At 45.9% G+C, this 24,298-nt stretch carries 23 protein-coding genes; 18 read left to right on the forward strand and 5 right to left on the reverse strand.

Annotated elements, in window-relative coordinates; all coding sequences use genetic code 11:
* Positions 1 to 64: 64 nt before the first annotated feature.
* The 4 genes from D9Y29_RS24055 (at position 65) to D9Y29_RS24070 (ending at position 3,868) form a co-directional block, all read left to right on the forward strand.
* A complete protein-coding gene (locus D9Y29_RS24055; RefSeq protein ID WP_127132798.1) occupies positions 65 to 1,093 on the forward strand; it encodes a nucleoside hydrolase in 1,029 nt (342 codons plus the stop codon).
* 83 nt (positions 1,094 to 1,176) lie between these two features.
* Positions 1,177 to 2,223, forward strand: coding sequence for an SGNH/GDSL hydrolase family protein (locus D9Y29_RS24060; protein ID WP_164735533.1), 1,047 nt, complete (start codon positions 1,177 to 1,179; stop codon positions 2,221 to 2,223).
* 360 nt (positions 2,224 to 2,583) lie between these two features.
* Entirely contained in the window at positions 2,584 to 3,024 is a 441-nt protein-coding gene (locus D9Y29_RS24065; RefSeq protein ID WP_127132800.1) for a response regulator, read from the forward strand.
* 52 nt (positions 3,025 to 3,076) lie between these two features.
* On the forward strand, positions 3,077 to 3,868 hold the full coding sequence (locus D9Y29_RS24070; protein ID WP_127132801.1) for a S1/P1 nuclease: 792 nt from the start codon (positions 3,077 to 3,079) through the stop codon (positions 3,866 to 3,868).
* Positions 3,869 to 4,084: 216 nt separating this feature from the next.
* On the opposite strand, the gene D9Y29_RS24075 is transcribed toward D9Y29_RS24070, so the two are convergent.
* The 4 genes from D9Y29_RS24075 to D9Y29_RS24090 form a co-directional block, all read right to left on the reverse strand.
* Positions 4,085 to 5,272 (reverse strand): C1 family peptidase, encoded by a 1,188-nt coding sequence (locus D9Y29_RS24075; protein ID WP_127132802.1) that lies wholly within the window; start codon positions 5,270 to 5,272, stop codon positions 4,085 to 4,087.
* Between the two features lie 101 nt (positions 5,273 to 5,373).
* Positions 5,374 to 7,302, reverse strand: coding sequence for a PAS domain-containing sensor histidine kinase (locus tag D9Y29_RS24080; protein ID WP_127132803.1), 1,929 nt, complete (start codon positions 7,300 to 7,302; stop codon positions 5,374 to 5,376).
* An 85-nt stretch (positions 7,303 to 7,387) separates the two neighbouring features.
* The gene (locus D9Y29_RS24085) at positions 7,388 to 7,783 is read right to left on the reverse strand and encodes a response regulator (protein ID WP_127132804.1); all 396 of its coding nucleotides are present in this window, start codon (positions 7,781 to 7,783) and stop codon (positions 7,388 to 7,390) included.
* Between the two features lie 27 nt (positions 7,784 to 7,810).
* Complete coding sequence (locus D9Y29_RS24090; protein ID WP_127132805.1) at positions 7,811 to 8,353, reverse strand: CinA family protein; 543 nt, start codon at positions 8,351 to 8,353, stop codon at positions 7,811 to 7,813.
* A gap of 38 nt (positions 8,354 to 8,391) precedes the next feature.
* Between D9Y29_RS24090 and D9Y29_RS24095 the strand changes: the two genes are divergently transcribed.
* On the forward strand, positions 8,392 to 8,943 hold the full coding sequence (locus D9Y29_RS24095; protein ID WP_127132806.1) for a putative glycolipid-binding domain-containing protein: 552 nt from the start codon (positions 8,392 to 8,394) through the stop codon (positions 8,941 to 8,943).
* Here the strand turns inward: D9Y29_RS24095 and bla are convergent.
* A complete protein-coding gene (gene bla / locus D9Y29_RS24100; protein ID WP_127132807.1) occupies positions 8,940 to 9,803 on the reverse strand; it encodes a subclass B3 metallo-beta-lactamase in 864 nt (287 codons plus the stop codon). The genes D9Y29_RS24095 and bla overlap by 4 nt on opposite strands.
* Positions 9,804 to 9,958: 155 nt before the next feature.
* Between bla and D9Y29_RS24105 the strand changes: the two genes are divergently transcribed.
* The 13 genes from D9Y29_RS24105 (at position 9,959) to D9Y29_RS24165 (ending at position 24,281) form a co-directional block, all read left to right on the forward strand.
* Positions 9,959 to 10,495, forward strand: a complete 537-nt coding sequence (locus D9Y29_RS24105) for an RNA polymerase sigma factor (RefSeq protein ID WP_241238033.1) — start codon at positions 9,959 to 9,961, stop codon at positions 10,493 to 10,495.
* Positions 10,496 to 10,499: 4 nt separating this feature from the next.
* Positions 10,500 to 11,291: an anti-sigma factor gene (locus D9Y29_RS24110; RefSeq protein WP_127132808.1), complete on the forward strand. Its 792-nt coding sequence runs from the start codon at positions 10,500 to 10,502 to the stop codon at positions 11,289 to 11,291.
* A 136-nt stretch (positions 11,292 to 11,427) separates the two neighbouring features.
* On the forward strand, positions 11,428 to 12,138 hold the full coding sequence (locus D9Y29_RS24115; RefSeq protein ID WP_127132809.1) for a ferritin-like domain-containing protein: 711 nt from the start codon (positions 11,428 to 11,430) through the stop codon (positions 12,136 to 12,138).
* Positions 12,139 to 12,148: 10 nt separating this feature from the next.
* The gene (locus D9Y29_RS24120) at positions 12,149 to 12,988 is read left to right on the forward strand and encodes a ferritin-like domain-containing protein (RefSeq protein WP_127132810.1); all 840 of its coding nucleotides are present in this window, start codon (positions 12,149 to 12,151) and stop codon (positions 12,986 to 12,988) included.
* Between the two features lie 25 nt (positions 12,989 to 13,013).
* Positions 13,014 to 13,403 carry a hypothetical protein gene (locus tag D9Y29_RS24125; protein WP_127132811.1) on the forward strand — a complete coding sequence of 130 codons (390 nt, stop codon included), beginning with the start codon at positions 13,014 to 13,016 and terminating at the stop codon, positions 13,401 to 13,403.
* 153 nt (positions 13,404 to 13,556) lie between these two features.
* Entirely contained in the window at positions 13,557 to 13,967 is a 411-nt protein-coding gene (locus D9Y29_RS24130; protein ID WP_127132812.1) for a YaaI family protein, read from the forward strand.
* Between the two features lie 166 nt (positions 13,968 to 14,133).
* Positions 14,134 to 14,874 (forward strand): SDR family oxidoreductase, encoded by a 741-nt coding sequence (locus D9Y29_RS24135; protein ID WP_127132813.1) that lies wholly within the window; start codon positions 14,134 to 14,136, stop codon positions 14,872 to 14,874.
* Between the two features lie 80 nt (positions 14,875 to 14,954).
* Positions 14,955 to 15,878: a helix-turn-helix domain-containing protein gene (locus D9Y29_RS24140; protein ID WP_127132814.1), complete on the forward strand. Its 924-nt coding sequence runs from the start codon at positions 14,955 to 14,957 to the stop codon at positions 15,876 to 15,878.
* Positions 15,879 to 15,992: 114 nt separating this feature from the next.
* Positions 15,993 to 16,580: an RNA polymerase sigma factor gene (locus D9Y29_RS24145; RefSeq protein WP_127132815.1), complete on the forward strand. Its 588-nt coding sequence runs from the start codon at positions 15,993 to 15,995 to the stop codon at positions 16,578 to 16,580.
* 107 nt (positions 16,581 to 16,687) lie between these two features.
* A complete protein-coding gene (locus D9Y29_RS24150; protein ID WP_127132816.1) occupies positions 16,688 to 17,857 on the forward strand; it encodes a FecR family protein in 1,170 nt (389 codons plus the stop codon).
* 172 nt (positions 17,858 to 18,029) lie between these two features.
* A complete protein-coding gene (locus tag D9Y29_RS24155; protein WP_127132817.1) occupies positions 18,030 to 21,683 on the forward strand; it encodes a SusC/RagA family TonB-linked outer membrane protein in 3,654 nt (1,217 codons plus the stop codon).
* Between the two features lie 10 nt (positions 21,684 to 21,693).
* The gene (locus D9Y29_RS24160) at positions 21,694 to 23,028 is read left to right on the forward strand and encodes a RagB/SusD family nutrient uptake outer membrane protein (RefSeq protein ID WP_164735534.1); all 1,335 of its coding nucleotides are present in this window, start codon (positions 21,694 to 21,696) and stop codon (positions 23,026 to 23,028) included.
* 11 nt (positions 23,029 to 23,039) lie between these two features.
* On the forward strand, positions 23,040 to 24,281 hold the full coding sequence (locus D9Y29_RS24165; protein ID WP_206513866.1) for a TlpA family protein disulfide reductase: 1,242 nt from the start codon (positions 23,040 to 23,042) through the stop codon (positions 24,279 to 24,281).
* Positions 24,282 to 24,298 lie beyond the last annotated feature (17 nt).

Consider the following 24,298-nt stretch of genomic DNA (forward strand, 5'->3'; position numbering starts at 1 on the left):
AACAAAAGTCACTCGCCGGGAGGCGAGCGACTGCCCACACGCTGATCAATTCAAAAATTGTTTTATGAAAATAATCTCCTGTTTCGCATTTGCAGCATTCCTTTTTGTGAGTTGTAACAACAATCCCAAAGAGGAAAAACCAGTACCCGTATCCGTGATCTTCGATACCGATATCGGTAATGATATCGATGATGTTCTTGCCCTGCAAATGTTGTTCGATTACGAGAAAAGGCAAAAAGTGAAATTGCTCGGTATCACCATCAGCAAATCATATCCCCGGGTGATCGATTATATCGATGGATACTGCCGATTACACGGCCATGCCGATATCCCTCTCGGATATGCGTACAATGGCGTGAACCCCGAGCCGCGCCGCTATGTGCCTGCCACGCTGGATACTACCATCGATGGTAAGAAGCTTTTGTTCCCACAGCGAAGCATAGCCGATAGTCTGCCGGAAGGATACAAACTGATCCGCCAGTTACTGGCCAAAGAGCCTGATCATTCCGTGGTGCTGGTGGTGGTAGGGCCTGAAACCAATATCGCGCGACTCCTGCAATCCGGAGCTGATGAACACAGCCAGTTGAATGGAGTAGGCCTCGTAAAACAAAAAGTGAAACTGGTGTCTGTAATGGGAGGCGTTTACACCAATGAATTCAATTTCCCTGAATGGAATATTGTACAAGACCTGGAAGCAGCGAAAATATTATTTGCGCAATGTCCGGTACCGGTTGTGGCAAGTGGTTTCGAGATAGGCGACAAGTTCCGTTACCCGGCTAAGAGTATCCAGAACGATTTCGGGGGCGGTCATGCCAATCCATTGGTGATGTCTTACATTACTTATGATACCATGCCTTATGAGCGTCAGACCTGGGACCTCACCTCAGTATTGTATGCCGTTGAACCTGAAAAAGCCTGGTTCGATCTTTCTCCCAAAGGAAAGATCACAATCGAGGCTGACGGCAAATCCAGCTTTGCAGAAGGAAAAGGAGAGCAGCAATATCTCATATACAAGAACAATCAGCAACCCGTGCTGAACAGGCTGGTGGAACTGGTAACAGGAAAGTCAACTGAAAATAAAGATCAGCATTAGATAATATAGTGCCAGCCTGGTAAGACTGCAGCCATTATTTTTATCGGATAGAATCAAACCCGATTGCCCCGATGACAAAAATAATGGCTGCATTTTTTTTGCTGTTCATCTTCTGTGATGCCCGCGCACAGCTCAAATGGTATAGCGCTGCTGATCCGAACCTGCATTTTGTTGGCCGTATCGATTTCTCCAATCCTCAGCTTCCCCGTTTCTGGGCGCCTGGTGTGTATTGCACCGGTAAGTTCAAAGGAGATTCAGCATTGCTCCTGGTGAAAGATGAACTGCTCTGGGGTTCCAACCATAATTATATTACGATCGTGATGGATGATGAGCCGCCGGTCCGGCTGAAACTCAAATCTGCCTCCGATACCGTTTTGCTGAAAGCAAAAAAGAAAAAAAATACACACCGTTTTCTATTCTGCAAAGCCACAGAGTCAAATATCGGTTACTGCGTAATTGCGGGCATTGCCTGTGAAGCCTTGCTGGCTCCGGATCCGCTTCCGGTCAGGAAGATAGAATTCATCGGCAATTCCATCACCTGCAGTGCGGGCAGTGATGCTTCGGTTATCCCATGTGGTAAGGGAAAATGGGAAGACCAGCACAATGCTTACCTGGGATATGCTGCCATAACAGCGAGAGCATTGCAATCGCAATGGCAACTGACTGCCGTTTCAGGAATTGGCCTGATGCACAGTTGCTGTGGACTGAAAATTACTATGCCGCAGGTCTTTGATAAGATCAGCCTGCACAGGGATACGATTGCGTGGAATTTCAACAGGTACCAGCCTGATGTTGTAACCGTTTGCCTGGGCCAGAATGATGGCGTACAGGATTCAACGGAATTTTGTTCCCGGTATATCAGTTTCCTGCAAACATTGCGTGCGTATTATCCTTCGGCTGAACTGATCTGTCTTACCAGCCCGATGGCTGATGCGAAGCTCAATAATATGCAACGCAATTATCTGCGAAAGATCACCACTGCCATGCAGTTGCAGGGAGATCAAAAGGTCTCTCATTATTTCTTTTCGAAAATATACAACAAGGGTTGCGACTGGCATCCTGATCTGGAAGAGCACGCACTGATTGCAGCAGAATTGACAAAGTATATCCGGAAGCGGATGAAATGGTGATCTTATTCCAACCTCTTCAATTTTTTTTTCGGGGGACAGCTTTCTTTTTTTCAACCTTTTTTTTGGGAGGTTGTGGTGTTGCCCCCGGCAATTCTATTTTACGCTTTTTATTGGGCTGGCCGGGAGCTTTCTTTTTCTTGTCAGATCCATTGTTCATGATTCTTGAATTTGATACCTGAATTGTGGCACAAAACCGGAACCAGGCAGACAAGGCGCAACTTTTAACAGAATTATACAGCGGTCGGGGAGATAATTACGCAACTTTATTATCTGTTGCATTAGGCAAGCCCTCCGAATAACTGTCATTAAAAGTCAATAAGACCCCCTTAAATCCTATCTTAGCAATCTAAATTAGTCCATATGGGTGCTTTGGCTCTACAACGGGATATAATGCTGGCAGAAGATGATTCCGATGATGTTGAGATCTTCGATCTCGGTTTAAAGGGACTGGAATTCCCATATCTGCTCAGACATGCTGAGAATGGAGATGTGTTGTTCATCATGCTGAAAGACAAACTGCCTTATATTCTTTTCCTGGATATTCATATGCCCTGTAAGGACGGCATTGCCTGCATTGTAGAGATCCGCAAGAACCGGGAGTATGATAAGATGCCTGTGATCATGTACACTTCGGAAATTTCCAAAAAGATAATAGAGGAAGCCTATCGCAGCGGCGCCAATCTTTATCTCGCTAAAACCAATACCATCGCTGATCTCACGGATAAGTTGAGTAAAATATTTTCCATAGATTGGGACAATTACCTGCATTTCCCGCCACATAGCCAGTTTATAGTGGATTGACGGATGCAAAATCAGCGCAATTGCTGTATTTTGGCCGGGCAAATCATCTTGTATGAAAACAATGAGAAAACTATTGCTGGCAGCGATATTGTTCTATTTTCCCCTGCATTCCATGGCCTGGGGCGTACTGGGGCACAGGATCGTGGCAGAGATCGCAAATTCTTACCTGACCAACAAAGCACGCAAGCAGATCCAGCGGATTCTCGGCAATGAATCCATGGCCATGACCAGTAACTGGCCCGATTTCATCAAGTCCGATACCAGTTTCAATTACCTCAGCCCCTGGCATTATATCAACCTTCGTGAAGGGCTTACCGAAGCCGCAATCGAACTTCGCCTGAAACAGGATACTACCGTAAATGCGTATACTAAGATCGGCTGGCTTACCGAACAATTAAAAGACAGGGAACTTCCTGTCGATAAGAAACTCATGTACCTCCGCCTGTTGATCCATCTCGTAGGAGATGTGCATCAACCCATGCATGTGGGAAGATTTGAGGACCTGGGTGGCAATCGTATCCGCGTGCAATGGTTCAATAGTCCTACCAATCTACATGTTATCTGGGACGAGAAGCTGATCGATTTCCAGCAACTCAGCTATACCGAATATGTAAAGGCGATCAATCATACTACGAAAGAACAACGCAAAGCCTGGCAGGCAGAGTCCACCAGCCGCTGGATCATCGATTCCTATAATATTGCACAACAGCTCTACGCAGAGATCACATCGTCTGATCAGAAACTTTCCTACCGATACAATTTCGATCATGTAAAAACCCTCAATGATCAGTTGCTGAAAGGCGGAGTGCATCTGGCTGGACTACTGAATCAGATCTTTGGATAAAAGTAAAAGCTTCAAATGATGGGGCTGACTAAAAAGGTCAGAGAGCTGGCAGTCGCTCGCCTCCCGGCGAGTGTCTTGTATTTGTTCGCCTCCGGCGAACACTGAGTTGCCAGAGGCGACTGAATAAAGCTCACTCGCCGGGAGGCGAGCGAGTGGGCTCCCCGAAATTCTAAGAAGGTAGCTTTTGGGTCAGCTCCATTATTTGAAATCAGTTTTCTACAATTTCAGTTTTTGTGCAATGCCTTTCGGTACAGCGTTTTTGTGCACCATGATGGCAGTTGACTTGTATTGAACGTAGTTCTTGGTTACGTAGAGGAACCCTTTGTAGTCGTTAGACAGACCCCAGGAGTTCTTCACCACATAATATTCCCTGCCGTTCTGATCTTTGGAAATACCAACGATCTGCATGCCGTGGTCGTCCTGTGTTTCGTAGTTGTCGAATGCTTTTTGACGGAGCTCGGCAGTGATGGCCATTTCATTTTTGGGACCGTTGAAGAGATCAGCCTGTTCGGCGGGCGTCATTTTTTCGAAAGGTTTTTCGGGAACATAGGCAACGCCATTCTTCCAGCTGAAATATTTTTCGCTCACGTCTGTGGCCCAGCCTACAGAGTATCCTGCTTTCAGGGCATTGTCGATAATATCGGTGAGATCAGTATGTGTTACATTATACACGTAGCTGAAGCTCCAGTTATCGGGAACTGGCAGGAATGTTTGTGTGTAGAAGGGAGCGGTAGTGAGGGAAGACAGCTCGATATAATCATTGGCATTGAGGCCGATCACTTCTTTGGCGAAGGATTGCGGGGTATAGTTTTTGCCTTTGTAGTTGAAAGTTTCAGGAACTTTTCCGAGGTATGTATCCAGCACGGCAGTGAAAGCGGGCAGCCAGTTGGGTGTGAGCTGTCCATTGCTATTCTTGATAACGCCGTCCAGCATTCCTTTCAGGAGGTCCTGCATCTCGGCGAATTTATTTTTATCCGTACCATAGTTCAGGCCGGTGTACAGTTCCTGTGGGAGTGCGCCATACTTGGCGTAGATATTGGTAACATCGTGGAGAGCGCCACCATCGCCCCAGCTAACAGCGCCATGCATACGAACATAGTTCTTTGCTTTTTCGATGTAAACGCAGCGTGCGGTATAGATCTCAGCGATGTCTACCGGTTGACGTCCGGTACGGATCATTTCAGATTCCAGGAAGGAGTTTCCTGAATAGCTCCAGCAGGTACCGCTGCTGCCCTGGTTCTTCACATCTGTGCAGTTGAGGGAGATCACGGGAGTGAATACAAATTTTTCTTTGGCTTTTGCACTGGCATTCGCATTGAGCGAGTTCACCAGATTGTCCTGGGCGTAGGAGGCAATCGCAGCAAAGCCTGTGAGAGCGATGAGAGAGGCTTTCTTCAAGTTCATGTAATTTTTCATTTTGAGGGGCCAAAGATAGGGGCAATGAAAAATACAGGCATTACCGTACCTGTATCTTTTTTCATATTTTAATGTAGAAAGATGAAAAACTAGAACCGTTTGATGGGAATGGTGACGATAAAGGAGGAGCCTTTCCCTTCTTCACCGGTGGCGGTGATAGTGCCATTATGTCTCTCCACAATCTTCTTACAGAGAGCCAGTCCAAGGCCTGTTCCTTCATACTGGTCCCTGGCATGGAGGCGGGTGAATGTATTGAAGATCCTGTCTGCGTGTTCTTGTGAAAAACCAATACCATTATCAGTAAGTGTGATCTCCAGTTGTGGTTTTTCTGATTCCTGGTGAAGGAGGCTGTTGATGAGAATTACCGGCGGAACTTCTTTCCGGGCAAATTTCAGGGAGTTGTTGATCAGGTTATAGAACAATTGGTAGATCAGCAGTGGCGCCCCTTCGAATCCGGGAAACGACGAATACCGGATACTCGCACCTTTCTGCTGGATCAATACTTCCAGGTCTGTTTCGATATTGAGCAGGATCTCATGCAGGTTCACTTCACTGTAAGCCTGTTCCAGATTGGTTACAGTGGAATAATTCAATACACCTTCGATCATATTGTTCATCCTGTCTGTTGCGCCGTAGATCTTGTTAAGATAAAGGAATGCCGTTTCTGGTATTTGTTGTCCAAATTCCTTCTCCAGGCGATTGGTAAAGATCTTTACTTTTCTCACTGGTTCTTTCAGGTCGTGGGAAGCAACATGGGCAAACTGGAGGAGATCGTCATTGGAGCGTTGCAGCTCATGCGTTCTTTCTTTCACCAGTTGTTCAAGGTTTTCTTCCACTATTTTCCTTTCTTCAATATTGGTGAGGGCGCCAACCCATTTATGGATAGTGCCGGACTCATCTTTAATAGGATTACCTACAACATAGAACCAGTTGAAGCTGCCGTCTCTGGCCCTGAGCTGGAATTCTATTTTTACAGAATGCCCGGTTTGGATCGCTTCCTGCCATTTTTCAAACACTGGTTTAACATGAGAGGGATGGATGTATTTCGTCCATCCATCACCGGCAGAATCCAGTGCTGAGCCACCAGTATAATTATACCATTGGTGATTGAAAAAATCGCAGAAGCCGTCTGGTCTGGCTGTCCAGATCAGTTGGGGCAGTGATTGTGTAAGACTTCGGAATTTATCCTCACTTTGTTTGAGTGCGTCTTCGGCCAGTTTAAGATCGGAAATATCACGAGTAGTGCCGGCCACTGCTGTCACTTCGCCTTGTTCGTCCAGTACTGGTGCAAAAATGTAATCATAGATGCGTCTGCCGAGTGTGGCATGTGGAAAGGATACTTCTCCGCGGACAGGTCGTTTGGTGGCTTTCACCTGGTCTATTTCCCGTTCATGCATTTCTGCATGCCAGGGCTCATAACCCAGCTCTATCAGGTATTTGCCCATGGATTCTTCCCAGGTTTTGCCCCACATATCCAGCAGGGCTTTATTGGCATAAATGAACCGGTAATCGAGATCGAAAACATAGATGAGATCTGGCGTGCTGCCTGCAATGGCTTCATGTAATCTCTTGCTGGCCATCAATTCCTCTCTGGTTATCCTTAGTTCTTCTTCCACTTCTTTCCGGGCAGTAATGTCTGATGCAGTGCCAAACCATTCGATGATCTCATGCTGATCATTGAAAACGGGAGCAGCGCGGGTTAGGGTCCAACCGGGAGTTCCATCGGATTTTACCACGCGGTGTTCCAACTGGAATACTTTCTTATGAAGGATAGCATTGTGGATCGCGGATTGTATCAGATGCTGGTCTTCCGGATGGATATACCTTGTGAGCCAGTCGTTGATCGGCTGGCCGCTATCGGAAAGAAAACCTCTGCCATCCAGTTCATGCATGATGGTCCAGTCGGGGTTCATTCTGTATATTACGTCAGAAGTGGCGTTCACAAGCGCCCTAAACCTTCGTTCGCTATCTTCCATCAGCTGAATGGAATTGTCCATAACCTGAACAGTCTTCTTCATTCCCGGGCATTATTGGTTGGCAAATCGTGTGTGCCGATGTGTTTTACAGGGCAACAGTTATGCTTAAAAATTTGTGCCAGCAGCTTCAGAGGGAGAGCAGTTTGCCTGCCAGCGCCTGAAGTTCTTCCATCCTGTCTGGCTTCTTGAAAAAATGGGTAGCTCCGTTCTCTTTGCAGATCTTTTCATAATGCGTTGCGTTGGATGTGCTCCAGATCACTTTGAGAATATGGTTAAACCTTTCCACATTACGCAGGGTGGCCAGCACTTCCGCTCCGGTCATGTCCGGCATATTATAATCGAGGATAATGATATCAGGGAGCGGACCTGCGGGTCCGTTCATCAGTATATGCAGTGCCTGCCGGCCTGATTGTGCTGTGATTATTTCGGGTGCAGGCTGGTAGAATGAGAAGGCCTCATCCAGCAGCTCAATATCATCGGGATCGTCATCCACCAATAGAATCAACCTTTTCCCAACAGGCATAGAGGATAGTTATGAGCTAAAAATAGTTCATTTTACATTTTCCAAAAATAGTTGGGAGGATAAAAATTTATGTAATTCTTCCAGAACTGAATTCACATAAGCCAGTTGAACATCGGCCACAGGACTGATTTTCTTCCGGTGATGCAGTATTTTTTCCGCCAGTATCTTTTTCCTGAATGAAATTGAGAAATAAGCAAACAGACGGTTTTCCGATTCCGGTACAGGCGAAGCGTAACCTGTAATGCCGATACCCCAATTACTGCCGAAAAGTTCAGACACACCCTGGGCCATTTGCGATGCTACTATACCTGAAACAGCATTGCATTTATCCGCAGCAATGGGCTCAACGCCCAGGTGACGGAACTTCTGCGGAATATTGTATACGGTGATACCTCCCTGGTAGAACTGCATCGAGTTCTTGATTGAGCCGATGGCATGCTGGACCAGGCCCGTGGTAACGCTTTCTGCTACTGCGATGGTTTCTTCCCTTTTCAGCAATTCCTTTCCTATGGCAGATAATATTTTTTGATCGAATGGTAACATCTTTCTGGCCTTTGCGAATACAGGCATAATATTTATGCCAGCTGTACTATCTGAAACAAGGGCCTATGAAAAAGAAAACTGTTGTCTGGAGGGGATGTAACAATAACACCACGGAATATCTGGAACTGGTACAGGGTGAAAGCATCATAGTACGCGGACATATCACCGGCGAAGAAGAGGGAATGCCGTACTATGCTTCTTATATCCTGCATCTGAACCTGCAGTGGGAGGTGCAATCCGTTTTCGTAATGGTGAAGAGTATTGAAACCGTTGAGCTCTTCTTTGAAAAGAAGCCGGAGGGTTGGTTCGATAAAAATGGAAAAGCATTCATCACATTGAAAGATTGTACAGACATCGATGTATCACTGACCCCCTTCACCAATACATTACCTGTCAGGAGACTGGAAATGCCCAGGGGCGCCACAAGGGAAATAACAGTGCTGTATTTCAAACTCCCGGAAGGAGAGTTCTACCCTATGCAACAGAGTTATACCAATATCGATGATCGTTTCTATAAATATGAAAATATAGACGGAGAGTATGCTGCTGTACTGGATCTCGACAAAGATGGAATTGTGGTGTATTATCCCGGCAGATGGCAGCGGGTATATCCTTAATTGTTCTTTACCTTCTTATCATATGCATCCTGCAGCTCTTTCAATGCAGCGTCATATCCTTTTCGATCTTCAAAGGCGGCAGGGTTGTATGCTGCGCCAGGACTGCGTTTGGTGTGCAAATCGAATTGACTGGTATGGGCAGCGAGCCAGATATCGAAATTCAATTGTTTCATTTTTTTGAGTGTATAGGCAAAGTCCGAAGCTATGCGAGGATAGCTGTGTATCTCACTGAAATTCCTGTCAGAAATAATGGTGGGTAAATTGGCGATCAGTACGCGGTATGTTCTGTTTTCGTCTTTTACATCCAAAAGATAACTGGCAGATCCTTTTGTATGACCGGGATGATGCAGCATAACCAGTTTGGTTTCCCCGAGGCGGATACTGTCCCTGTCGTGCAGCACACTGTCCGGAACAACAGGAGCAAAACTGGTTCCCAGTTTACCCAGCTCATAATCCGAACGTCCTCCATCAGCCATCACGCCTGAATCCTTTGCATTCACCAGCAATTTTGCGCCGGTTAGTTTTTTGATGGCAGCCATTGCGCCAGTATGATCATAGTGTGCCTGGTTAGTGAGCAGTATCCTGATATCTTTCATCTTGAATCCCAGTTTCTCCACACCAGACCTGATCAACGGCAGTGAGGCTGCTGTTCCTGTATTGATGAGGATATGTCCTTTGCTGGTGGTGATCAGGTAACAGGCGAGATCATAAGTTCCCACATAATAGAGATTACCTGCGATACGAAAGGCTGGATAAGGTTTGGTCCATTCTGTATTGGAGATGGCCGGTTCTTTCACTTGTGCAGAAGCAGCAAATTGAAGAAGGAGCAATGCAGTAATCAAAAAAATATTGCGGGGCATAGAATAAGTTGATTTATGATAAAGTATTACCGAAAATACAGCATGAGGCACGCAGTTGAAAAGTTAAATCGTAAAATCCGGCAGATTTTATCTGTAAAATAAATCTTTCTTCCTCTGTGAGGCGTATATGAAGCGCAAATGTTATCAACCTACGATTGAAAGAGGCATATACATATTCCGAGCAGGAGCTCGTGGATGCACTCAAAATGCGTATTGGTAAGGCTTTTGGTTATTTATACGATCATTATTCGGCAGCGCTGAACGGGGTTATCATGGATATTTTACAGGATGAAGAATCCGCAGGCGATGTTCTGCAGGAAGTTTTTATCAAGATATGGAAACAGATTGAACAATATGATGCAACCAAGGGACGGTTGTTCACCTGGATGTTCAATATTGCCCGTAATGCTGCTATCGATGTTACAAGAAGAAAAGAATGGCAAACCAAAAAGCAGCATTTCTCCGTAAATGAATATACGTTCCTGCCGGACAAATCGCCACATCCTGCTGAAGACGCGGGTTTGAGAAGACTGATACAATCGCTGAAAGCTGAGTACAAGGTGCTGATAGAGTTGTCCTATTTCCAGGGTTATACCCAGGAAGAGATCGCTGAAATATTGAAGTTGCCATTGGGCACAGTCAAAACCAGGATGCGCACAGCTATCCTGCAATTAAAAAAACAGATCAGATAAAAGAGTGGACATTCATGCATACATACAAAGCGGCATCATAGAAAGCTACCTGTTAGGCATAGCTGGTGATGAAGAAAAACAGGAGCTGGACCGGTTGCGCCGCATTTACCCCGAAGTAGAAAATGCTATTCATCATGCAGAAGAATGGTTGCACGGCGTATCTACGCCTTCATCAACACCTGTTCCTGCAAAAGTGAAAGAACAAATATTTGCCACTATCCATGAAGAGCTAAGGAAGAGTGCCCGCACAGCAGAGATCCGAACTGGCAGGCCGTTGAACAGATATTGGATTGCGGCTTCATTGATCCTGCTGACCTCCAGTGTAATATTAAATATGGTACTCTATTTTAAGTATCGTACAGAAAGGGAGAACGTAATGGCATTACAGGAAGAACATAAGGGTCTTCTTGTAAAAAACAACCTGGTCCAGGCAAAGCTGATCAGCTTTGGAGATGATCTGAATAGAGTAACAGGATCCGGTTCATCCAGGATTGTAATGGATGCTGTTACCGGGAAAGGAAGTTTTCAATCTACCTTACTAATGGATAATACCGGCAAACAGTTGTTGCTGGTGAGTAATTCTCTCCCCACTGCACCCGCAGGGAAACAATACCAGCTTTGGGCCATCGTGAATGGAAAGCCGGTAAATGCAGGTTTGTTGAGTGATTGCATACCTTATTGCAAGTTCCCTTCAGTAGCTCACGCGCAGGCCTATGCTGTAACGCTTGAGCCTTCGGGGGGAAGCATAGGTCCTACACTTGATCAGATGTTCGTTTTTGGAAAAGTGAACAGTTGAAAAATAATAATCGAAAAATCTTCAGGCTCTAAAACTTTATTCACTTACCACGCGTACCTATTTTAGTTACCATTTGTTCCAATCTGCCTTCAAAGGGTTTACCACAATTCTATTGTTAACCTGCTAAAATGTAATCATGCAAAAAGAAAAATGGCAACTGCCTGAAAAAGGCAGTGAGGGGGTCATATTGCCCCAACAGCTGGGCAGAAGGAAATTCCTGACTTATATGGGGCTCGCAGCTTCTGTTGCAGGCGCTTCTGCTTTAATGACGTCTTGCAACAAGGACGATGATGATGATAGCAGTGGAGTGAATCTCGGCAGTGGCGATATCGGTATTCTCAACTATGCCTATGCGTTAGAGCAGCTGGAAGCAGCATTCTACACCCAGGTGATTGCATCGCAGTACACAGGCATTACAGCTTCGGAGCTGGCGCTGCTGACAGACATTCGTGATCATGAAGTAGCGCACCGCGAATTCTTCAAAGCTGCCCTCGCCAACAATGCTATCGGATCACTGCAGGTGGATTTTTCAAAAGTGGACTTTGCAAGCCGGACAAGTGTGCTGAATACTGCAAAAGCTTTTGAAGACCTTGGAGTAGCTGCATACAATGGCGCCGGCAAGCTCATTACTACAAAAGCTTATCTCGAACTGGCCGGTAAGATCGTTTCAGTTGAAGCGCGTCATGCAGGATACATCCGGGATTTGCTGAGCAACGGAAGTTTTGCTGATAATACTGTGGTGGATGCGCAGGGCCTTGATCTTGCCAAACCTCCTGCCGAAGTTTTAAGCACTGCTTCAGCATTCCTCAAAACAAAGATCAACGCATCCAATCTACCCACCTCTTAAATGTAATGCCATGAACTTCTTTGATATATTCAGCAAAATAGAAAAAGTAGACCCGGAAATATATGAAAGGGTTGATACCAGGAGGAAGACCATGCAACAGTTTGCCCGAACGGGCCGCGCTCTGGCGCTTACAGCATTGCCGCTGGCCCTGGGCAGCCTGTTCAAAAAAGCTTATGGTCGGGATACCGCCAGCGTTGTGGGGGTTCTTCAATATGCACTCACGCTGGAATACCTTGAAGCAGAATTTTATACCAGTGGGGTGGCAACTGCTCCGATCCCCGCAGGGCCTCCATTAGCAGCCATCACAACTATTCGCGATCACGAAAATGCGCATGTGACATTGCTGAAATCCGTGATCACGCAACTGGGAGCAACACCTGTTGCCAAACCAACTTTCGATTTCTCAGCAGGCAATGGTAGTAATAACGGCCCTTTCAAAGATGTGTTCACTAATTACGCGCTTTTCCTGGCAGTAGCGCAAACTTTTGAAGACACCGGTGTACGTGCTTATAAAGGACAGGCAGGTGAACTGATGGAGAACAATGATGTTCTTACAGCTGCTTTGCAGATACATTCGGCGGAAGCACGCCATGCTGCACATATCAGAAGTATGCGAAGGGCGCTGCTGAGTGATACCACTATCAAGCCCTGGATCACGGGCAAAGATACCGGTGGCATCGGCGCAGCTGTACAAGCCAGTTATAATGGAGAAGACCTTACCACGCAGGCAGGGGTTAACATAGTGAACATCGGCAATACAGGAATTTCAGTGGCTGCTGCATCCGAAGCATTCGATGAACCGCTCACAAAGGATGCAGTACTCGCAATTGTTGATCCTTTCATTGCCTAAACAAAAAACTTTAAATACAGAAAAAATGAAAAAGTCAATCTTGATACTGGCGCTTTGCCTGCCAGTTGCGCTGATCAGCAGCAGCTATAAAACATTGCCAGCTACCATCAGTTCCAAGGGTGATTGGATGAAATCCAAAACAGGGACCTGGCCCGGAATGAAAGATGGTAAAACCTATTGGTATAAACTGGATAAGAAAGCCGGCCTCTGGTGGAGTACTGATGGAAAAAAATGGGAAGCGGTTGGTGATGGCGCCTGGGCCGACAAAGACGGCAAATGGCTGAAGATCCATGAAGGAAAACTTGTATGGAGCACAGATGGCAACACCTGGAGTGAAGTACCTGAATGGAAATGGGAAGGTTCTGATGGCAAATGGTACAAGTTCGATAATAACTGGCAGCTCTGGGTAAAATAAGTGGTAACCTTTGATGCAGATTAAAAGGCCTGTGGTTAATTCCACGGGCCTTTGTTATTAATCAAATTCTGAAAGTTTTCTTAACAAACCATGAACTGAAAAAAATCGGTAAACCTTTTTTACAGTCAGCGGTCAGAATATAAAATTGATTTTATGAATAAGCAATACTTCCTCTCCGCGCTGACCATGATAATGATATTTGTTGCAGGATGTTCCTCTTCCAAAACGGCTTCTGCAGAGCCACCGGCAAAATGGGAAGTGCTGGGCGAAAAAAGAGTGAACTACAGGATGGACCGTGATGTAATGACAATCTCAGGCCACGATGTTTACAGGCAAATCCGCATTGCAGTGAATGGCGGTTCACTCAATATGTACCGCGCCACTATCTACTTTGAAAATGGCGGCAAGCAGGAGGTTGACCTTCGCAGCAGCTTCCGCCGCGGCAGTGCATCAAGGGTGATTGACCTTAATGGTAACCGCCGCCGGATAGATAAGATCACATTCTGGTACGATACTAAAAATAAGTCCCGCCGCAAAGCAGTGTTAACGGTCTGGGGTAAATAGATCAGAATTTTTCCTGAATACTGAACCGGGATTCCATGAGCGGAATCCCGGTTTCTTTTTTTACACTTTTCTCCCCAAACAGGGATTTTTACAACTCTTCCTGTAATTCTTGTATCTGCGTTTATCTGCTTATTCGCAACTTTGTTTTATCAAATCAAACAAGATCATGAGCACACTGAATAGCAAAGTAGTCCTGGTAACCGGTGCATCCCGCGGCATTGGCGCAGCGGTGGCGAAAGAACTGGCAAAGGCAGGCGCTAAACTGGTAGTCAATTATGCCGGCGGAAAGGCGGAAGCCGCTAAGACGGTGGAGGAGATCAAAGCTGCCGGAGGCGATGCCATCGCATTGCAGGCGGATGTGAGCAAGTCTGCTGAAGTAAGCAGACTCTTTGATGAAGCGATTGCGCATTATGGAAAGATCGATATACTGGTGAACAATGCCGGTATCATGATCACCAAACTGTTGAAAGATACTACTGATGAAGAGTTCACGAAACAGTTCGATGTAAATGTCCGCGGAACTTTCAATACCCTCCGGGAAGCCGCTGCTAAACTGGCCGATAAAGGTACCATCATTAATTTCTCCAGCAGTACCACGCGCCTGATGTTGCCAGGTTATGGAACTTATGTGGCCACCAAAGGCGCCGTTGAACAAATGACCCGGGTGTTTGCGAAAGAGATGGGAGCGCGTGGCATTACCGTGAATGCCGTGCTGCCCGGACCAGTGAATACGGAACTCTTCACACAAGGGAAGTCCGAAGAACTGATCAGTCGTCTCGCTTCACTCAATGCTTTCAACCGCATCGGTGAGCCGGATGATATTGCCAAAGTGGTGGTCTTCCTGGCAGGTGATGAAGCAAAATGGATAAGTGGACAAACCATCGGTATCAATGGAGCCATGGCATAGACAATTCCTATAAAAGAAGAATGGTTGCCTGCACTCCGGGCAGCCATTCTTCTTTTATAGGAATTGTCTAAATTAGATGCATGTCTTCCAATACACTTGTTGTAAAAGATTTGAATGAATTGTACGATCTCATGGGACTGTCTCATGATCAGATCGATTCCCGGGACGGGTTCTCGATCCTTTACCTGCAGGAGATCATGAAGAATCTTCCGCTTATCTCTGTACGTTATCGTCCTGATTTCTTCAGCTTTCTTTTCATCAAAGAAGCATTTGGGAAATATACTATCGATGACCTCCATTTCAATATGCAGCCCCGTACAGTTTACTTCACCAACCCCGGGAACCTCCGAAGTTTTGAATGGCATCAACTCAATGATACCTGTCTGATCGTTTTCACCGAAGCATTCCTCAAGGAGCAGGTGCATTCTGATATATATAACGATTTCTCTTTTCTGCTTACAGAAACTGTTGAGCCGCGTGTATTGCAGCCCGAACAGTTCATGGCCATCGAAGAACTTTACCGGATCATTCACCGGGAATATTCTTCCCATTCGCCTTACAGGAACAGGATGATCGGCAGCATGATGGTGTCTCTTCTTTTTAAGATCAAAGAATATTTCTTCCAGGATTACAATCCTATTCATGAAGGTAATCGAAGCTCACAGATCGTAAGGACTTTCAAGCAGGACCTGGAACAGCATTTCAGGGATCTGGCATGTGGAAAGACTGATACCCAGCTAAGAGTGCAGGATTATGCCAATAAACAGTACCTGCATGCAAACTACCTCAGCAGCGTTATCAGCAGCAAAACGGGGAAGTCTGTCAGCGCCTGGATTGCAGATAAAACTATTGCAGAAGCTAAAGCTATGCTGCAAAACAAACAGGTCAGCATCAAAGAAGTTGCCAGCCGCCTCGGTTTCCTGGAATCCTCTCATTTCAGTAATTATTTCAGGAAGCACACCCATCAAAGTCCTGCGGGATATCGTAAACAATCATTGGAGTAGAAGTTTTTAATTTTTTTCTGGCTCCAGGTATGGCGATATTTGGCGGCAACAAAACCACCGGTCATCATTTTTATTTAATATTGTAGCTGACACAGGTAAATAGGTTTACTCTCATTGACTACTGACCAGCTATACCAGGACCGGGAATTGTTCAGGCGCATTGCGCTTGGGGACGAAGATGCATTCCGCGTATTATTTCATACCTATAACAAAATGCTACTGCCTTTCGTGGTGAAACTGGTATCCGGTTTACATGATCCGGCGGAGATCCTCCAGGAAGTTTTTCTCCGTCTCTGGAAACACCGCGGGAAACTGGCAGATGTAGAAAATCCCAAAGCATATATTGTAAGGGTCGTTTCCAACGAAGCTACCACTTACATGCAAAAGCTGGCCCTTCAGAACAAGCTGATGGAAAAAGCCATCAGGCAGCGTGGCCAGGACCCGCTGACTCCGGAGGAACAGATCGCACTCAAGGAAACTGCCCGAATGGTCACAGATGCCGTTGAGCGGCTCAGTCCTGCCTGTCGCCAGGTTTATATCCTCAGCAGGGAAGAACACCTGACCCTTCCGCAGATTGCTGTAAAACTGCAACTGAGTGAAAGTACTGTCAAGAACCAGCTGGTAAAGGCTTTGAAAGATATTCGCCTGTATATTCGTAAGAACGGATTATCCACTTTTTTATCCTTTCCTATTATTTTTTAAAAAAAGTTCCGAAGGCTTTAGTCCTGAATTCAAAAAGGACAGTCTTGAAATAACAGCACCTTACCTGTCGCCCATCATCAACAACGCTTTGCCAGAAAAAAACATCAATGGAGAATTCAAGGATTGTCTATTTAGTCGCCGGCTATCTCAATGATACATTGACGCAGCCGGAAACCGACGAGCTGCAGGAATTATTGCTGCAGGAGGAAGAAAGTGAAGCGGTGTCCGCAGCTTTTAACAGGATTGTGCTGAACAGCCCGCCGGCAACCGATTACAAACCTGAACAATGGGAGTTCCTGGCGAGCCGGGTGCTCGCCCAAACGCAGGATGGTACTGATGTTCAGACCGCAGCAATCAAAAAAACGGGAAGTATCCGCCGCCTGCTTTGGACTGCTGCTGCTTCTGTGCTGATACTGGCTGGAGTGGGAACTTATTTTCTGCTGGATAATAAAAAAATGGAAACAACGGTGGCTGATGCGCAACCGGAAGATGTACTGCCTGGCAGGCAGGGAGCATTGCTAACCCTTGCAGATGGCTCACAGGTGCTGCTGGATACTATTAAAAATGGAATAGTGGCTTTACAGGGTGGCGCAATGGCTAAAGTAGTAAATGGGACCCTGCTCTATGAAGGAAATGGAAAAGAGGTAGTGTTTAACACCATGTCAACCCCGAGAGGAAGACAGTTCCAGTTGCGATTGCCGGACGGCACGCAGGTTTGGTTGAATGCTGCCAGTTCCATTCGCTATCCTACCCGCTTCACAGGAAAGGAAAGGAGGGTGGAAGTAACAGGCGAAACTTATTTTGAAGTGGCCCGCAATTCCAGATTGCCTTTCCGTGTGAGCGTGAACAATAAGGCCGATGTGGAAGTACTGGGAACAAATTTCAATATCAATTCCTACGATAATGAAAACAGTATGAATACCACCCTGCTCGAAGGTTCAATTCGCGTGAGGAAAGGAGCGGAGGCAGTGATCATCAAACCAGGCGAACAGGCACAGGTAAGCGATGGTATCAAAGTTGAGAAAGTAGTGGACCTGGAAAAAGTGATGGCATGGAAAAATGGATTTTTCAATTTTAATGGATTGAAGCTGGAAGAGACGATGCGCCAGATAGAAAGATGGTATGAGATCGAAGTGATCTATGAAAAAGGAGTTCCTGATGTTGATGTGGGTGGAGAAATGTCGAAAGATATTCCATTGAACAAGCTGATGTTCATTTTAGATAAGCTGGACGTGCATTACAGGATGGAAGGAAGAAAACTGATCATACTGCCATAACTGCTAAACCTTGTTCTGGATTTATAGCAATCATCAACTAAAATAAAGAAATAGAAAAAAGCCGGGCAGCTTAAAACGAAAACCGGAAGTGGGCGAACACTTCCGGCGAATGTTAAGGCTGATCCAAATGGTGTGAGTACCAATTCTAAACAACCAAAACTGTTCACAATTTATGCAAAAAACTGCTATGGGTGGCTGGAATGCCCGGGGCCTTGCATTCCCGCTATCGGCTCAAATGCTGAGAATTATGCGTATGGTTACTTTCTTACTCTTCGCTGCTTTCCTTTCAGTGCATGCTGAAAGTCCCGCGCAGAGTATCACGATGTCTGCAAAGAACATCCCCCTGAAACAGATCTTCACCGTAATTAAGAAACAAACCGGATTTGCTGTGCTGTATAATGAGCAGGTCATTTCTTCAGCCAAACCGGTTTCCATTAGTGCACATGATATGCCATTGCAGGAATTCCTTGGCGCCATCCTGAAAAATCAACCTATCGAATATAGCATTCAGGGAAAAACCATCGTACTGTCCCGAAAGCCTGTACCGGCTTCCAAAGGATACACTCCCATACTGATCAGCCAGGATGAAGAGACGCAGGCTCCGATAAAGATCCGCATCACAGATTCTACCGGGAATCCATTGGCCGGCGCTACTGTATCCGTCAGGAACAACAAACTGTCAGGGGTAACCGACGCAGAAGGTACGGTGAGCCTGAATGTAAAATCGGGAGATGTGTTGCATATCTCTTTTATTGGTCATGATCCCAGGACGGTGATTGTAACTCCTGCGCAATATGTTGCAGGCAGGATGACGGTGAGCCTGTCGAGGACAGACAGCCAGTTGTCTGTGGTGGAAGTGTCGCTGAGTACAGGATACCAGAAGATCCCCACCTACCAGATGACAGGCGCTGCATCAGTGATGTCTGAAAAAGAATACCAGCAACGGACAGCCGTAACCGGAAACTTCCTGGAAAGTCTGGAAGGTAAAGTGCCGGGCCTGGTGTATAACGGGCAAACCGGCGAGCTCACCATCAGGGGAGTTTCCACTTTCGATGCGGTGAAAAAACCATTGATCGTGCTGGATGGATTTCCTACGGAGATCGATCTGCGAACTATCAATCCGCTGGATATCGTATCGGTTAGTGTGCTGCGCGATGCCGCCGCCGCCTCCATTTATGGTGTTCGCGCGTCCAATGGCGTTATAGTAGTGGAAACGCGCCGTGGAAAATCCGGCAAGCCGGTCTTCAATGTTCGTGCTACACAGGCGTTTCAGCAAAAGCCGGATTTCAGCTACCTGAAATATGCTCCTGCCAGCGAGTTCGTTCAACTGCAAAAAGAAAATTTCGATATAGCAAAGACTTCTTTCCTGCTCTACGACTGGGGCTATTACAAAATGAACCCGGTGGAAGAGATCATGTTCGGTAAAACCCAATTGTCTGTATCCAATCCACTTCTTTCCGAAGAACAGGCGAATCAGAAACTGGCCGCTCTCGGTTCCTATGATAATCTCAAAGACTATGAAAGGCTTTTTTATCAGAATCGCCAAACCACCAACCTTAATGTGGATGTAAGTGGCGGCACAGACAGGAGTACGTACATGATGGGTGTGAACTATATCGCAGAAACGCCCGTGAATCGAAGGTCTGAGAATAAACAGATCATCCTCAACCTCGCCAATACTTTCAAATTCACGGATTGGTTGAGATTCGATTTCAGGGGGACCTATCTGCACCTTAAAGATTTGAGCGGCAAAACACCAGGGTATTCCGATTTCTTCCCTTATGAACGACTCACGGATGAAAATGGAAAAGCAGTGGCAGTTTCACTGGACCCTGGTCGCGACTATATATCCCGCGCCATTACCAAAGACAAGAATGATGCACTGTTAGCCGCCGGCCTGTACGACCAGTGGTATTATCCCTACAAGGAACTGTATGGAAACACCAACACCAACAAGGGTTCTGCAGCCCGCTTCCAGGGCAGGTTCAATGTGAAGTTCGCCAACTGGCTGAATATGGACCTGGGTGGCAATTATGAAAACCAGAGCACCATTCTGGACCAAATGCAAACAGAAGACGCTTACAATACACGCACACTGATCTCTGCCATGGCGCAGAAAGATCCCGCAACCGGCAAGGCCCTCTTCAACAATATGCCCAGGGGGAATATCCTGATGAAGACCAATCAGCGCGTAACCAACTACACTGCACGTTTGCAGTTCAACCTCAACCAAAGGTTCGGTGACCACGATATCTCCGGTATACTCGGCATGGAAAGGAAACAAACACTCACTGAATCTTATAAGACATCTTTCTTCGGGTATGATGGACAAACGCTTATCAGCAAGCCCATCAATATGTCTGCACTGAATGCTACAACCACTTCTCCGTATGACGAACTGGGCTTTTCCATCCCCCGGTTCAGAAGCACAGATTATTTCAACGAAAAGGAAATCGATAACAGGTTTATGTCGTACTACGGACAGGGAACTTATATCTATCGTGGCAAATATGTACTGACCGGTAGTTTCCGTATCGATCAGTCGAACCTTTTTGGCGTGGATCCGAAATACAAATACAAACCACTTTGGTCGGCCGGGGTAAACTGGCGATTGAGCGAAGAGGAATTTGCGAAAGACTGGAACTGGGCAAAGAACCTGCAGGTGCGTGCAGCTACTGGCTTTAACGGGAATGTACCCAGCAGCAACAATGGCGCTTTCCTGATCCTCTCAACAGGCTTGAATACTGTGCTGAACACACCGCTTGCATATAATGATGTGCTCACTCCCGAAAATCAATCGCTGCGCTGGGAAACCACCCAGAACTACAATTTCGGTATCGACTATACATTATGGAGTAACAGGATCTCCGGCTCTGTGGATTATTACATAAAGAAAAGCACCGATGTTTTCGGTAATCTCGATGCTGACCCTACTTCCGGTTTCAATCAGTATAATGCCAATACTGCGTCTATCCGTAACAGTGGTCTTGAATTCCTGATCAGCAGTCAACTGGTTAAGAAAAGAGGATTTGAATGGAGATTACAGGTGACCAGCTCTTTCAATAATAACAAAGTGCTGGCTGTAAAAGCTACTGAGTACGCCAACTCTCAACTGATCACCAGCGGCGCCCTGTTTGTAAAAGGACTCCCCATGAATGCGCTGTACAGCTACAATTACGGTGGCCTGAACTCCATGGGCCAGCCATTCGTATACGATAGCAAAGGCAATCAGAAAATCCTTGCTTTTTATGGAAATGCACAAGTGGATGTAACCAAGGATGACCTGGTCTATAACGGTACCACCACACCGAAATATGTACTGGGTCTCAATAACCAGTTCAGCATCGGCGCCTTCGATGTATCCTTCCTGTTCATGTATTATGGTGGTCACGTAATGAGGGTGGAGCAACCCAATCCCAATAATATCGGCTTCTTCGCCAATAATCCGCTGGCAGGTTCTTCCAATTTCTGGCGAAAATCAGGAGATGAGAAATTCACCAATATCCCCGGTTATGTTAGGGCCAGCAGTACTGCACCCGGGTATTATCAATCCTATGCTTTGTATGGCTACGAATATGCATCACAGTTTGTTCGCAAAGCAGATTATATCAGACTGAGAGATCTCATTGTTACTTACAATGCCAGGGGCGAATTCTTTAAAAACCTGGGATTGAATAATCCGCAGGTGCGACTCCAGGCGCAAAATCTTTTCCGTTACACATTCAGCGGTAACGATATTGATCCTGATGCTATCGACCGCGTATCCGGCACGCGCATGCTGGAAACACAGCCATTTTACAGCATTACCATTTCCACTGCTTTCTAAAACGAATTACATGAAGAATAATCTTTTCATAATTATACTTTTTGTGGCGGTATCCCTTACTGCATGCGATAAATACCTGGATGTAAAGCCCAAGGGACTGGTAATCCCCGAGAAACTGGCAGACTATGAAGGAATGCTGAATTCTCCCACCATGGTGCAGACCTTTCCTATCAACCTGCTCGATTTTGCTGATGATGTTTTCAATAAGATCGATGCGGTGAATCAATCACCCACAGCCAATGGTTATTATTGGAGACCGATGCTTACCATCAATGAGAAGGGAAGTCCCGATATCTGGGGGCCGGTCTATCGTTGCATCTACGATGCCAATGTGATCATCAAAGGAGTACCGTCTGTTCCGGATGGAACAAAAGAAGAAAAAGATAAAGTGGTAGCCGAGGCAAAAGTTATCCGCGCCAACAATTACCTGGAACTGTTAACCGTCTTCGCCAAATCCTATGATCCTGCTGCTGCGGCTACAGATCCCGGTATGCCGATGGTAACAAGTATCGACGTAACAGATGATATTCCTGCACGTTCCAGCCTGAAAGCCACGCTGGACGCTATCATTGCCGATGTGAAAGCAGCAATTGAGGTATTGCCCACTTCCAATGTGAACAGGTATCGGGTAACGAAATACTCTGCTGCCGGATTACTTAGTCGCATCTATCTGTATATGGGCGATTTTCCCAATGCCGCCATTTACACGGATAAAGCGCTGGAAGCGCCTCACACAATTCTGGATTATAACTCCTATACAGATGATACACAGATGCCAGTTTACGATCTCAATCCTGAAGTGCTATGGCAGCGTGCTTCCGTTTCCGGTTCTCCCATATTCATGATCTATTCCGATGATCTCAAGAGTTATTTCAACAGCTCGGATATCCGGTATAGTTTCCTGACCGTTACCAATAATGATGGACTTGGACGGGCTTCCTTACCTGGCAGGTACAGCTTTGGTATCGGATTTCCTGAAATGTACCTGGCAAAAGCGGAACTGCTGGCGAGGAACAATCATCCCAACGAAGCGATGGATATCGTGAACATGCTCAGGAAAAAGCGCATCAAAACTACCGATTACGTTGATCAGACTGCTGCTTCCGGTGAAGATGCACTGACTAAAGTTTTTGCAGAACGCAGGCGGGAGCTGGCATTCAGCGGACTCAGATGGTTCGACATGAAGAGGCTCGACCGTGAAGGACGAATGCCTGAAGTGAAAAGGATCAATAAAGACAATAACCAGGTGGAAGCCACGCTGGCTCCCCATAGCCCTAATTATACATTCGAGATTCCTGTGCGGGTGCAAATGTTCAACCCCAATATGGAATTGAATCACAAGTAAAAAAGTATAACATGAAACAATCTCTGATCGCCTTACTGCTCCTGGCGAATGGCAGTCTCTTTGCACAAAAGAATCCCTACGGACTTACCAATGATCTCCTTGATAACAAAGAAGAAACATTGGCGAAGTATATTCCTATGAACGGCAAAGAATATTTGTTTGCTGCCTATGTAATTGAACCGGATGAATTCCTGGGAAAACTGGAGGTATTTAAGAAGGATATCCAAACTTCCATCGATGCAGAACAGGATGCAACCGTGAAAGAATTGAAGTCAAAAGACCTGGATTATTATACACGCAATGTACTCAAACATTATATCCTGTATTATGGAATGGATTCAGTTGGCATGGTGAATGTAGAAAAGGTGCTGGTAGCCAAAAAAGGAGCGCCTGATTTCGGGAAAGCCATTGATTCTGCCTTCAAAAAAGTATACCTGAAAAAACTGTCGCCAGAAGAAAGAACAAAACTGGACGAAAAAGTAATGGAAGGAGGTAACCCGGATGAAGTGGCTTTGTTCAAGCGTTCAGGTTCTTATCGTCAATGGGTGGAAGAATATATTTCAAAGCTGCGAATGTCTAAATACAAGGCTGATACAACGCTTGGCTACGAAGGCCAGAACCTGGTAAAGCTCCGCGTGGTTCAGAAGGAGATCACTGAACCCTTCATCAAAGAATATCTCAGCTATAACCTGACCGGCCTGGTGATGAAGCTGGTGAAGAGTGAGACTGCCCGCGATGAGGCCTATCAAACTTTCATGGCAATGGTGACCAATAGCAATGCAAAAAATGAATTGAAGCAGATCCATGAGAACAATAAAATGATGGCCTCCAATGCCACAGCTCCGGACTTTAATTATGTAAATGTAAACAACAGGAAAGTAGCGCTGAAAGACCTTCGTGGTAAATATGTTTACATCGATGTTTGGGCAACCTGGTGCGGCCCCTGCAAAGCAGAGATCCCCTTCCTTCAGAAAGTGGAAAAAGATTACCACGATAAGAACATCAGCTTTGTCAGCCTTTCAGTGGATAGGCAATCGGATAAAGGAAAATGGGAGAAATATGTTCGCGAACACAACCTGGGAGGCATTCAGGTGATAGCTGATAAAGATTTTGAATCGGAGTTCGTAAAGAAATTCAATATTGCCGCTATTCCGAGATTTATCCTGATAGATCCGAAAGGAAAAATTGTTTCCGGTAATGCGCTGAGGCCTTCAGATCCTGAATTGAGGGTTCTGTTGGATAAGCTTCTGTAATGAATAAAAAGTGTAAA

It is taken from the genome of Pseudoflavitalea rhizosphaerae (assembly GCF_003991355.1).
In the GTDB taxonomy this organism is placed as follows: domain Bacteria; phylum Bacteroidota; class Bacteroidia; order Chitinophagales; family Chitinophagaceae; genus Pseudobacter; species Pseudobacter rhizosphaerae.

Excerpts from the sequence above, each read along its gene's own strand:
- D9Y29_RS24055 (WP_127132798.1), top strand. The coding sequence starts at position 65 with ATGAAAATAATCTCCTGTTTCGCATTTGCAGCATTCCTTTTTGTGAGT.
- D9Y29_RS24060 (WP_164735533.1), top strand. The coding sequence starts at position 1,177 with ATGGCTGCATTTTTTTTGCTGTTCATCTTCTGTGATGCCCGCGCACAG.
- D9Y29_RS24065 (WP_127132800.1), top strand. The coding sequence starts at position 2,584 with ATGGGTGCTTTGGCTCTACAACGGGATATAATGCTGGCAGAAGATGAT.
- D9Y29_RS24070 (WP_127132801.1), top strand. The coding sequence starts at position 3,077 with ATGAAAACAATGAGAAAACTATTGCTGGCAGCGATATTGTTCTATTTT.
- D9Y29_RS24075 (WP_127132802.1), bottom strand. The coding sequence starts at position 5,272 with ATGAACTTGAAGAAAGCCTCTCTCATCGCTCTCACAGGCTTTGCTGCG.
- D9Y29_RS24080 (WP_127132803.1), bottom strand. The coding sequence starts at position 7,302 with ATGAAGAAGACTGTTCAGGTTATGGACAATTCCATTCAGCTGATGGAA.
- D9Y29_RS24085 (WP_127132804.1), bottom strand. The coding sequence starts at position 7,783 with ATGCCTGTTGGGAAAAGGTTGATTCTATTGGTGGATGACGATCCCGAT.
- D9Y29_RS24090 (WP_127132805.1), bottom strand. The coding sequence starts at position 8,353 with ATGCCTGTATTCGCAAAGGCCAGAAAGATGTTACCATTCGATCAAAAA.
- D9Y29_RS24095 (WP_127132806.1), top strand. The coding sequence starts at position 8,392 with ATGAAAAAGAAAACTGTTGTCTGGAGGGGATGTAACAATAACACCACG.
- bla (WP_127132807.1), bottom strand. The coding sequence starts at position 9,803 with ATGCCCCGCAATATTTTTTTGATTACTGCATTGCTCCTTCTTCAATTT.
- D9Y29_RS24115 (WP_127132809.1), top strand. The coding sequence starts at position 11,428 with ATGCAAAAAGAAAAATGGCAACTGCCTGAAAAAGGCAGTGAGGGGGTC.
- D9Y29_RS24120 (WP_127132810.1), top strand. The coding sequence starts at position 12,149 with ATGAACTTCTTTGATATATTCAGCAAAATAGAAAAAGTAGACCCGGAA.
- D9Y29_RS24125 (WP_127132811.1), top strand. The coding sequence starts at position 13,014 with ATGAAAAAGTCAATCTTGATACTGGCGCTTTGCCTGCCAGTTGCGCTG.
- D9Y29_RS24130 (WP_127132812.1), top strand. The coding sequence starts at position 13,557 with ATGAATAAGCAATACTTCCTCTCCGCGCTGACCATGATAATGATATTT.
- D9Y29_RS24135 (WP_127132813.1), top strand. The coding sequence starts at position 14,134 with ATGAGCACACTGAATAGCAAAGTAGTCCTGGTAACCGGTGCATCCCGC.
- D9Y29_RS24140 (WP_127132814.1), top strand. The coding sequence starts at position 14,955 with ATGTCTTCCAATACACTTGTTGTAAAAGATTTGAATGAATTGTACGAT.
- D9Y29_RS24150 (WP_127132816.1), top strand. The coding sequence starts at position 16,688 with ATGGAGAATTCAAGGATTGTCTATTTAGTCGCCGGCTATCTCAATGAT.
- D9Y29_RS24155 (WP_127132817.1), top strand. The coding sequence starts at position 18,030 with ATGCAAAAAACTGCTATGGGTGGCTGGAATGCCCGGGGCCTTGCATTC.
- D9Y29_RS24160 (WP_164735534.1), top strand. The coding sequence starts at position 21,694 with ATGAAGAATAATCTTTTCATAATTATACTTTTTGTGGCGGTATCCCTT.
- D9Y29_RS24165 (WP_206513866.1), top strand. The coding sequence starts at position 23,040 with ATGAAACAATCTCTGATCGCCTTACTGCTCCTGGCGAATGGCAGTCTC.